Origin of the sequence: Arthrobacter sp. H20 (genome assembly GCF_000520515.1) — a bacterium.
GTDB lineage: Bacteria > Actinomycetota > Actinomycetes > Actinomycetales > Micrococcaceae > Arthrobacter_D.
Window position 1 is genome coordinate 33092 of record NZ_KI914723.1, and the last position, 9789, is coordinate 42880.

At 63.2% G+C, this 9789-nt stretch carries 10 protein-coding genes; 3 read left to right on the forward strand and 7 right to left on the reverse strand.

What is annotated here, in order from left to right; genetic code table 11:
• Positions 1–64: 64 nt before the first annotated feature.
• Positions 65–1150 carry a threonine aldolase family protein gene (locus Y703_RS0107095; protein ID WP_026552149.1) on the reverse strand — a complete coding sequence of 362 codons (1086 nt, stop codon included), beginning with the start codon at positions 1148–1150 and terminating at the stop codon, positions 65–67.
• Positions 1151–1377: 227 nt separating this feature from the next.
• Between Y703_RS0107095 and Y703_RS0107100 the strand changes: the two genes are divergently transcribed.
• Positions 1378–2937, forward strand: coding sequence for an LTA synthase family protein (locus Y703_RS0107100; protein WP_035764201.1), 1560 nt, complete (start codon positions 1378–1380; stop codon positions 2935–2937).
• Between the two features lie 8 nt (positions 2938–2945).
• On the opposite strand, the gene Y703_RS21985 is transcribed toward Y703_RS0107100, so the two are convergent.
• The 4 genes from Y703_RS21985 to Y703_RS0107120 all read right to left on the reverse strand — a co-directional run bounded on the left by Y703_RS21985 (position 2946) and on the right by Y703_RS0107120 (position 6130).
• The gene (locus Y703_RS21985) at positions 2946–3698 is read right to left on the reverse strand and encodes an SDR family oxidoreductase (RefSeq protein ID WP_026552151.1); all 753 of its coding nucleotides are present in this window, start codon (positions 3696–3698) and stop codon (positions 2946–2948) included.
• Positions 3695–5071, reverse strand: a complete 1377-nt coding sequence (locus Y703_RS21990) for a DUF6421 family protein (RefSeq protein WP_026552152.1) — start codon at positions 5069–5071, stop codon at positions 3695–3697. Before Y703_RS21990 ends, Y703_RS21985 begins: the two co-directional genes overlap by 4 nt.
• 130 nt (positions 5072–5201) lie before the next feature.
• On the reverse strand, positions 5202–5624 hold the full coding sequence (gene msrB / locus Y703_RS0107115; protein WP_026552153.1) for a peptide-methionine (R)-S-oxide reductase MsrB: 423 nt from the start codon (positions 5622–5624) through the stop codon (positions 5202–5204).
• A 14-nt stretch (positions 5625–5638) separates the two neighbouring features.
• Positions 5639–6130, reverse strand: a complete 492-nt coding sequence (locus Y703_RS0107120; RefSeq protein WP_026552154.1) for a hypothetical protein — start codon at positions 6128–6130, stop codon at positions 5639–5641.
• A 116-nt stretch (positions 6131–6246) separates the two neighbouring features.
• On the opposite strand from Y703_RS0107120, the gene Y703_RS0107125 reads away from it, so the two are divergent.
• Positions 6247–7488, forward strand: a complete 1242-nt coding sequence (locus tag Y703_RS0107125; RefSeq protein WP_051427382.1) for an alpha/beta hydrolase family protein — start codon at positions 6247–6249, stop codon at positions 7486–7488.
• Between the two features lie 9 nt (positions 7489–7497).
• Here Y703_RS0107125 and Y703_RS0107130 read toward each other — a convergent pair whose 3' ends face one another.
• Positions 7498–7941: a SufE family protein gene (locus tag Y703_RS0107130; protein WP_026552156.1), complete on the reverse strand. Its 444-nt coding sequence runs from the start codon at positions 7939–7941 to the stop codon at positions 7498–7500.
• Positions 7938–8837: a sulfurtransferase gene (locus Y703_RS0107135; RefSeq protein ID WP_026552157.1), complete on the reverse strand. Its 900-nt coding sequence runs from the start codon at positions 8835–8837 to the stop codon at positions 7938–7940. The genes Y703_RS0107130 and Y703_RS0107135 overlap by 4 nt, the downstream gene beginning before the upstream one ends.
• A gap of 154 nt (positions 8838–8991) precedes the next feature.
• Here Y703_RS0107135 and zapE point away from each other — a divergent pair.
• The coding region (gene zapE / locus Y703_RS18515; protein WP_081743441.1) for a cell division protein ZapE at positions 8992–9789 on the forward strand (798 nt) is incomplete at its 3' end.

Below are 9789 nucleotides of genomic sequence, written 5' to 3' on the forward strand. Positions count from 1 at the left end.
GCTCGCCGATGCACCGGTCCCGCCCCGCCGGGTGGGGCCGGTGCACCCGCGGCCGGCATTGCTGCTAGGCGCGGTGCCCGGCGGCGGCTGTTTCCCGGCGGATCGCCTCGGCGAAGGCGTCAACGTCGTCGGCGGTGGTGTCGAAGGAACACATCCAGCGCACCTCGCCGGTGGCGGCATCCCAGTCGTAGAACTTGAACTGCTCGCGAACCCGGTTCGCTGCGTCGCGGGGGAGGACGGCGAAGACTGCGTTCGCGGCGGTCTGCTGGGTGAGCTGCACCCCGGGAATCTCCTTGACCAGCGCGGTCAGGCGTGCCGCCATGGCGTTGGAATGGATTGCCGAACGAAGCCACAGCCCATCCTCAAGGAGGGCGATGAGCTGTGCCGAGATGAAACGCATCTTGGACGCGAGCTGCATGTTCATTTTACGGAGGTAGGTGAGGCCGGTGGCCGCGTCTGGGTTCAGAACCACTACGCACTCTCCAAAGATCAGGCCGTTCTTGGTGCCACCGAAGGAAAGGATGTCGACTCCCGCGTCCCTCGTGAAGGCGCGGAGCGGCAGATTGAGGGCTGCTGCGGCGTTGGCGATCCGCGCCCCGTCCATGTGCAGATGCATGCCGAGGGCGTGCACGTGGTCGGCGATCGCCCTGATCTCCGCAACCGTGTAGAGCGTCCCCAACTCGGTGGTCTGCGTGATGGACACGGCCAGCGGCTGGGCCCGGTGCTCGTCGCCCCAGCCCCAGGCCTCCAGATCGATGAGTTCCGGGGTGAGTTTGCCGTTCTGGGTTGGCACGGCGAGGAGTTTGATTCCGGCGATGCGTTCGGGCGCCCCGTTCTCGTCCTTGTTGATATGGGCCGTTTGAGCGCAGATCACTGCACCCCACCGCGGCAGCAGGGACTGCAGGCTCAGGACGTTGGCTCCGGTCCCGTTGAAGACCGGAAAGGCTTCGGTACCGGCACCGAAGTGTTCCTGCATCAGTTCCTGCAGGCGGTGCGTGTAGACGTCCTCGCCGTAGGCCGTCTGGTGGCCGCCGTTTGCGGCGGCTAGAGCAGCTAATACCTCCGGGTGAACTCCAGAGTAGTTATCTGACGCGAATCCGCGAACATTGGGGTTGTGGAGGGAGGCAGAGGGCGCAATTGTTTCAGTCACTTCTCAATTATCACCTAGGCGGTGGGTCTGCACAGCGTTTCCGCCTGAAGCTCCGACTGATACTGGAACCAGTTGTGACTTTGCGCTTCGGTTAACTATTCGCCACCAACACCTGAACGCGTGTTGAACGAGGCGTAAAAAGGTAGTGTAACTTTGGTTGGCTCGAGAACGGGTTGGTAGCACGGGTGTTCATCGAACATCCAGGTATGCGGAAGGCAGGGAGTGCCATGCTTGGCCGTACGCTTCGCGTGACCCGACGGACCGGCGTCGTCGTGGGACATATTGCGGTCCACCTCCTGATCGGAGTGGGGCTCGCCCTCCTCATGGCTGCCGTCATCATCCGCCTCTCCTGGGGCGAGATCTCAGTCAATCAGCTGTTCCTGAACATCGTCGCCGTGGAAACCGATGGCGGGGGCGGGCCAATCGTCTGGATCAGCATCCTCGGGATCGGTGTGGCACCCCTGGTCGTTGCGGTGGGGATCGCGCTGTGGCAGTATTCCCGGCACCGTAAGCGCCGCCGCGATGGCGACGGCGGGCGGCCCCTTCGCCCGCTGTGGATCATGCGTACCGTCTCCACTACCCTGGTGGCCGCGGTCGTCGTCAGTGGTACCACCGCCTTTGCCGCCACGGTAGGCGTCGCGGACTACCTCGCGGCGGCGAACTCGGAGTACGACGTCGGCGACTTCTATGTCGAGCCGACCATCACCAGCGACACGAACAAGCGCAACCTGGTGCTGATCTATCTTGAGTCCGGCGAGGCTACCCTTTCGGACGACCAGCTTTTCGAGAAGGATGTTTTTGCTCCTCTCAAGGAGGCCACGAAGGCGTCGGACGGCTGGCAGAGCGTCGAGAACCTGAAGCAGTACGAGGGCGGCGGCTGGACCATGTCCGGGATCACCTCGACGCAGTGCGGCATCCCGCTCAAGGGTATTGGCGCCAGTTCGGGCGGCGGTGCCTACAACGCGCTCGGCGGAAAGGTCCAGACGTACCTCGAAGGGGTGACCTGCCTGGGCGATGTCCTGGGTGAGCACGGCTACACGAACGTCTTCCTTGGCGGCGCCAATGCCTCGTTCGCCGCGAAAGACGTCTTTCTAGGCGGCCACGGCTACTCGGAGGTGAAGGACCTCCCCGACTGGCGTGCCGCGGGCGAGCCGGAAAAGGCCTTCCGCAGCGACTGGGGTCTGAGCGATGAACGCCTGTTGGCGCGCGCTAAGGATGAGGTCGACGAGCTGCACGCCGAGGCGGAGAGGACTGGTCAGCCATTTAACCTGTCGATGCTGACCCTGGACTCGCACGAGCCGGTGCACATTTACGACTATTGCACCGTGGATACGCAGAGCGAAGTCACCGCCGCGTTTTCCTGCTCCATGACCCAGGTGGCCGGATTTGTGGACCACCTGAAGCAGCAGGGCTATCTCGGGGACACTGCCGTGGTGATTATGGGCGACCATCTCAAGCAGATAGGAGGTGGCCATGCTTTCCAGGCAGAATTGACGGACCACAACAACCGCACCATCTTCAACCGGATCTGGGTCCCGGGTGAGGACGGGAGCGGCGACCTGCGCCCCCGCGTGGACCAGCTGAGCATGTACCCGACGATCCTGGAAGCTGCCGGCCTGACGCTCTCGGGTCAGGAGGCCGGGCTGGGTCTTTCCGCCTTCGCCTCGCGTGTCCCGGTCAGTTCAGCGCAGGCGCTGCAGCCCAGTCACTACGCCGAGCTGGTGAGCTCACTTTCCCCGCAGTTTTACGCTACGGCCTGGGGCGGCGAGGACGCCGCCGCGCGGTAGCGTTGGCCCTAGCTGGACAGGATGATGCGTTGGCCGTTGACCGTTTGCGCCTCGGCGGCGTAGAGACCAACCACTGCCGCCGCCAGATCATCGACATGGGTGTAGCCGGGGAATTTTCGTTCCGGATGCGCGGCCCGCAGCGCGTCGTCGACGAGGGCTTTCACCACGAGGATGGTGGCAGCCGATGTCTGACCCGCGCTCGGGGCGGTGTTGTCACCGGCCGCTTCCCGATCGCGCCGGAATCCGTCGGCCACCGCCCGGGTCCAGGTTTCCGCGGCCGACTTAAGCGCCGCATAGGAGGCGGCTGCCGCCGTCGGGCTGTCCACGGCTGTGGAGGACACGATGGCCACCCGCCCCCTGGCCGATGCGAGGAGTGAGGGATAGAAGGCACGAGTGGTGTTCCGCAAGGTGGTGAGCACGCTGGTATGGAGCAGTTCGTAGTCGTCGTCCGTCTGTCCGGTGATTCCGCTGCCGCCACGCCAGCCGCCCACCAGATGAATCAGGCCATCGAGCGACGGGTAGTCGGCGGCGAGGAAGTGGGACAGGTCAGTGACTGCCGGGGCATCGGTCAGGTTGCAGACTCTGAGGTCGACGCCGTCGAGGTGACCCAGCGCATCCTGAAGCCGGCCTGCGTGCGACCCGATAGCCACCACAGCGGCACCGTGCCGGCTCAGCAGGCTGGCGCAGGCTATGCCTGAGGCGCTGGCGGCGCCGGCAACGACCACAGTTAGTCCGTCGAGTGCTGGCGACGCGCTGCTCACTCAGCGGTCCCGGTGATGCCCGCGGTCGACTCGATCACTGCTTTCATCTTGCGGTCCAGCGCTTCGAAGAACATCGACAGGGGGAACTCATCGTCGAGGACTGCGTCGGTCAACCCACGGGGCGGGCCGGTCAGGTCAAGCGCATCCGGACCCTTGGCCCAGACCGATGCCGGGTGCGGCGTCACTGTCTCAGTGACCAGTTGGTAGGCGGCAAGCCAGTGGGCAGTCTTGGGCCGGTCGATCGACCGCCAGTACAGCTGTTCGATCCTCTCGCCGAGGGCAATGACGACGTCGGGCACCTCAGCCCAATCAATGCTCAGGCGACTGTCGGTCCAGTGCAGCACATGGTGCTGATGCATCCACGCGAACAGAAGCTGGCCGCCCAGGCCATCATAGTTGCGCACCCTGCTGCCGGTGATGGAGAAGCGGAAGATCCGGTCGAAGATGACTGCGTACTGGACGAGTCGCGCATGATGGCGGGTTTCGTCTGAGACAGATTCATCCCGGGCGATCTTCACCGATTCGCGGAAGGCAGTGAGGTCACATCTGAGTTCCTCGAGCGAGTAGAGGAAGTAGGGCATGCGCTGTTTGATCATGAAGGGGTCAAACGGCAGGTCGCCGCGCATATGAGTGCGGTCATGGATGAGATCCCACATCACGAAGGTGCGTTCAGCCAACTGCTGGTCGTCGAGAAGGCCGGTAGCTTCGGCGGGCAGCTCGAGTTTGGTGATCTCGGCTGCCGCGGTGACCACCCGGCGGAATCGTGCTGCCTCCCGGTCAGCGAAGATCGCACCCCAGGTGAAGTGTGGGGTCCTGCTCACTGCAACTGTCTCCGGGAAGAGGACAGCCGAATTGGTCTCGTAGCCCGCGGTGAAATCAAGGAAGCGAATGGGGACGAAGAGTGTGTTTGAGTAGTCGCCGGCTTCCAGATCGGCGATAAACTCGGGCCACAGCACCTCGATCAGCACTGCTTCGACCAACCGGCTAGTGCTCCCATTCTGGGTGTACATCGGGAACACCACGAGGTGCTTGAGCCCGTCGATTCGGTGCTGTTGTGGCTGGAACTGCAGCAGGGAGCTGAGGAAGTCAGGAACGCCGAAATCGGCGGCCCGCCAGGCGTGAAAGTCCTGAACCAGGGCGGTGAGGTACTCGACGTCATGGGGGAATGATGGCGAGAGTGCCTCAACTGCTGCAACTATTGCTCCGACCGATTCTGCGGCAGCCGGGCGGTCGGCCGGATCGGGGACAGACCCGTCCTTGATCTGGAGGGTCTGAAGGAGTGCGGCGGCTGCCTTGAGTTGCTCCCAGGCCTGCGAGCGTTCGGGAGCGTCGGCGAAAGGCGCCTCGGTGTGAACTGTGGTGATGGAAGTCATGGACGAAAGCGTAGCAACCAAAAAGGTTTACTTATCGAAAAGAGGAGCGAGCGTAAGTATCTCTTAGGTCAGTGGTGGTCGCCGATGGTCGGGAGGCTCAGCATTGCTGGACCTCCCGACCAGGCGGGTGTCAGGCCTGTTCGGCCAGTTTCATTGACACCGAGTTGATGCAGAACCGCTGATCGGTAGGAGTGCCGTACCCCTCACCCTTAAACAGGTGACCCAGGTGCGAATCGCAGTTGGCGCACCTGACCTCCGTGCGCTGCATCCCCATTGAGTGATCGTGCAGGTAGCGGACAGTGTTCTCAGCGAGCGGGGCCCAGAAGGATGGCCAACCGCAGTGTGAATCGAATTTTTCGTTGCTGGTAAAGAGTTCGTGCCCGCACGCGCGGCACTGGTAGACACCCTTGGTATTGGTGTCGTAATACTCGCCCGTATAGGGGCGCTCTGTGCCAGCCTGACGGAGAACTTGATACTCCTCAGGAGTCAGTTCGGTGCGCCATTCGTCGTCGGTCTTCTGGACAGGGACATCGCGGGGTTCGGTTGTGCTCATGATCTCTTCAACGCCTAAGAACCGCCGATAAATCCCGAACCTGAGTAGAGGTGCAGCACGGGCACCCCTAGCCGGTCCTGGGCCTGGTTGGCCCAATCGGTGTGGAGCGTGTCGGCAACCGCATGCGGTCGTGTGATGACTACCGCCTGACTGGCGCCATGTTCAGTAACAGCCTCCACCATCGCCTCCACAGCATTGCCGGTGACAGTGAATCCGTCAGCAAGCAGTCCGTGCGCCTGGGCCACGCGGAGGGAAGATTCGAGTGCCGCTTCAGCGCTCACCCGTGACTCGTGGGCAGACGGCTGCCCCTGGGACAGCTCACGGAATGCGTCGGAGAATTCCAGCAGGCTCAGATGATGGAAGAACTCGGCCATCACATTTTTATGGCGGTCACCGGGAATCAACACCAGCAAGGTAGCCTGTTCCTCCCCCACGAGAGTCAGCAGGTTTTTCGCGTCCCCGTCGTTGAGGCTTTCTTCGGTCAGTACTACTATCGTCTCGGCCATGAGCCAAGACTAGTGCTCACGGACCCTGCGCCATAGTCACCGGGCACAAGAGTCACCGGGCACGACACTCGCGCCCCGGTTGTCGAGATCCCGGGCCCTCAGGCGAGAATGGGGGTATGCCTAAAATTTCCGCCACCATGCCGGCACAGTCCACCACCGCCGCCTGGCTGAAGTGGACCATATTCGGCGTCTGGGTAGGCGGCGTCGTCGGATCTACTGTTGTTGCGGCCACCTCGGGTCTGGCCGCCCACTTCGCGCGCCAAGTGGTCACCCCCGCCCGCAGCAGGGACGAGAACCTGGACATTCTTGCGGTGATCGGAACCGGAGTCGGCCAGCAGATAATTCTTCCAGCGAACGATGACACAACTGTCGAGGGTACCTACAGTCTCTACTTCGACGGCGGCCGTGGGCACGCACGGATTGGCGGGATCCTGTCCTACGTTCCGCGTGAGGGAACCGTTCAGCGCGAGGTAGAGGCGGTGTATTCCGGCCACCTGGCAAGTGCAACGCGGGGCTGGTGGAGCGGGGCAGTCTTCCCCTCGCCGTCAGCGGTTGGTTTTGCCGATGAGGAGGTGGGAGTCCCTGTTGATGGGGGAGTGGCCCCCGCCTGGCTGATCCGCGCCGAGGAGCCCTCGAAGGAGTGGGCGGTGATGGTTCATGGAAGGGGGGTGCAACGCACGGAAGGCCTACGCGCCGTGCGCCTGGCTCGGTCACTGGGCCTGACCTCATTGCTGACCTCCTACCGGAACGACGGTGAAGCCCCGCACGCAGCCGACGGCCGGTACGGCCTGGGCATGACTGAGTGGCGGGATGTCGAGTCAGCAATCGACTACGCGATGGCAAACGGTGCCGAGGGTGTGGTGTTGTTTGGGTGGTCAATGGGCGGCGCCATCTGCCTCCAAACCGCTGATTTGTCCCGTCACCGCCAACGGATCCGGGCGCTCGTCCTCGACGGCCCGGTGGTCAACTGGATCGAGGTCCTGGCCTACCACGCCCAACTCAACCGGATCCCCGCGCCCATTGGCCGGCTCGGCCAGTGGCTGCTGACCAACCGTGCGGGCCGGAAAGCCACCGGTCTGGCAGCCCCACTCGACCTGAAGAGCCTGGATTGGGTGGCCCGGGCCGAGCAGCTGACCATCCCGACACTCATCATCCACAGCGAGGATGACGAATTTGTTCCCGTCGGACCCTCGGCCGAACTCGCCGAGCGCAACCCTGCCTTCGTCACCTTTGAACGCTTTCACCGGGCCCGGCACACGAAGGAATGGAATGTGGACCCGGTGAAGTGGGAGCAGGCCGTAGCCAACTGGCTTACCCCGGTGCTCCACGGCCGTGCCCGGCCCGGCATGAAGAACTAAGGCTCCGGGCTAGCCAGCCTGTCCGGCTCGGACAGTTCGTTTGATGCGGCCGAGCATGGCTGTCATTCCGCGCATCCGCAGCGGAGTGATGGCGCGGGTCAATCCCAGTCGGTCCGGCACATCGTCCGGGACAGCAAGGATCTCGGCCGACGGCAGACCATCAAGGCCTTCTTGGAGCACACCAGCGAATCCACGGGTTGTCGGAGCCTCAGGCGGCGCCGAGAAGTACAGGCTAACGATTCTCTCGGCGCTGTCGTCGATCTCGACGCTGAGGAACAGGGGAGTCTGGCATTCGACCACCTGCTCCAGGAGTTCCGGATGCTCCTGGAGATGCCGGGGCAGCTCAGGCAGACCCCTGGAGAACTCGAGCAGCAGTTGCAGCCGGTCAGGCTCGTCGAGTGCCTGAAAATCCTCGACAATTTCGTCCAGCTTGGCTGGCAGTGTCGTGGTCATGGTGCCGAAATCTCCCCACGCTCGGTGCCCTTGACAATGGGGACACGCACAGCGTTGCCCCACTCCGTCCAGGAGCCGTCATAGTTGCGCACCCTGGTGAACCCGAGCAGGTGACAGAGGACAAACCAGGTGTGGCTCGACCGCTCACCAATTCGACAATAGGCAACCACCTCGTCGTCGTCCTTCAACCCAACTTCGTCCCGGTAGATGGCATCGAGCTCGCTCCTGCTCCGGAAGGTACCATCCTCGGCAGCAGCCCGAGCCCACGGGACCGATGCGGCAGTCGGGATGTGGCCACCGCGGAGCGCGCCTTCCTCGGGGTAGGCAGGCATGTGGGTGCGTGCACCGGTGTACTCATCCACCGAGCGAACATCGATCAGTGGCTTCCCGAGGTGATCCAGAACGTCGTTCAGGTAGGCGCGGATCGGCGCATCGTCGCGTTCCACCACTGGATAATCGACACTCTGGTCGCCGGGCACATCGATAGTCGTTGGCCTGCCTTCGGCTAGCCACTTATCGCGGCCACCGTCCAGGAGCCTGACATCCTCGTGGCCAAACAGGCTAAAGACCCAGAGGGCATACGCGGCCCACCAGTTGCTCTTGTCGCCATAGATCACCACTGTCGAATCGCGGGAGATCCCCTTGGCCGACATCAACCGGGCGAAGGCGGTGCCGTCAACGTAATCGCGGGTCACTTCGTCATTCAGGTCGGTATGCCAGTCCACCTTGACTGCACCGGGAATGTGGCCCGTGTCGTAGAGCAATACGTCTTCATCGGACTCGACCACCACCAGGGACGGTGTATCGAGATTCTCCGCCAGCCAGTCGGTGGAGACGAGCCGTTCCGGGTGGGCATAGTGAGCGAACTTCTCATTGGGGTCTGCTGCGACTGACATCCGTAGGCCTTTCTCGTGGCGTTTTGTGGTCTCTACTAGCTTAACCACGGGCGCCCACAAATATTTCCTGCCGTTCACGTCACGCCACAATCGTTGTCGCCGGGGGTGTTGGAGGGCCAGCAGTCTGGGCGGTTGTGCCGTATTCTTGCCTACCGTGGCAACTATCGAGCAGCTTTCCCAGCGGACCCCCAAAGTTTCAGTCGATGAGCTTCTGACCGGGTTCTATCCTTCCCCACGATTCGGCGACGTGTCCTTTGACAGTTACCGCCCTGACCCCGGCCAGCCGTCGCAGTCGGCGGCGGTGAAAGCCCTGTCCGAGTTTGCCGACATGGTCAACGAGCCCGAACCCACAGGACTGCGCAAACTGTTCGGCGCGAAGAAGGCACCAGCACGGGCCGGGATCTACCTCGACGGCGGCTTCGGCGTCGGCAAAACTCACCTCCTGGCGTCCCTTTGGCACGCGACGACCGGCAAAAAAGCGTTCGGCACGTTCGTCGAGTACACAAACCTCGTCGGGGCCCTGTCCTTCCGGCGGGCGGTTGAGGCGCTCAGCGGGTACGCGCTGGTCTGCATCGACGAGTTCGAGCTCGACGATCCGGGGGACACGGTCCTGATGTCCCGCCTGATGCGTGAACTCGCCGACGCCGGGGTGAAGCTCGCAGCGACGTCCAATACCCTGCCAGGCTCGTTGGGCGACGGCCGGTTTGCGGCAGTCGACTTCCAGCGCGAAATCCAGGTGCTGGCCGACCAGTTTGACGTGCTCCGCATCGATGGTGAGGACTATCGCCACCGGGGCCTCCCTGAAGCTCCGGTTCCATTCAGCGAGTCGGGCCTTCACGATCGGGTTCGCGCGCTCAAGGATGGCCCAACCGGGGTGCTGGCCGAGGACCCGTTCAGCGATCTGGTGAAACACCTCTCGGGTGTCCACCCGAGCCGGTATCGGCAGCTGATC

What these genes read in the sequence shown, in the direction of transcription:
- Y703_RS0107100 (WP_035764201.1), top strand. Translation starts at nt 1,378, where the DNA reads ATGCTTGGCCGTACGCTTCGCGTGACCCGACGGACCGGCGTCGTCGTG.
- Y703_RS21990 (WP_026552152.1), bottom strand. Translation starts at nt 5,071, where the DNA reads ATGACTTCCATCACCACAGTTCACACCGAGGCGCCTTTCGCCGACGCT.
- msrB (WP_026552153.1), bottom strand. Translation starts at nt 5,624, where the DNA reads ATGAGCACAACCGAACCCCGCGATGTCCCTGTCCAGAAGACCGACGAC.
- Y703_RS0107120 (WP_026552154.1), bottom strand. Translation starts at nt 6,130, where the DNA reads ATGGCCGAGACGATAGTAGTACTGACCGAAGAAAGCCTCAACGACGGG.
- Y703_RS0107125 (WP_051427382.1), top strand. Translation starts at nt 6,247, where the DNA reads ATGCCTAAAATTTCCGCCACCATGCCGGCACAGTCCACCACCGCCGCC.
- Y703_RS0107130 (WP_026552156.1), bottom strand. Translation starts at nt 7,941, where the DNA reads ATGACCACGACACTGCCAGCCAAGCTGGACGAAATTGTCGAGGATTTT.
- Y703_RS0107135 (WP_026552157.1), bottom strand. Translation starts at nt 8,837, where the DNA reads ATGTCAGTCGCAGCAGACCCCAATGAGAAGTTCGCTCACTATGCCCAC.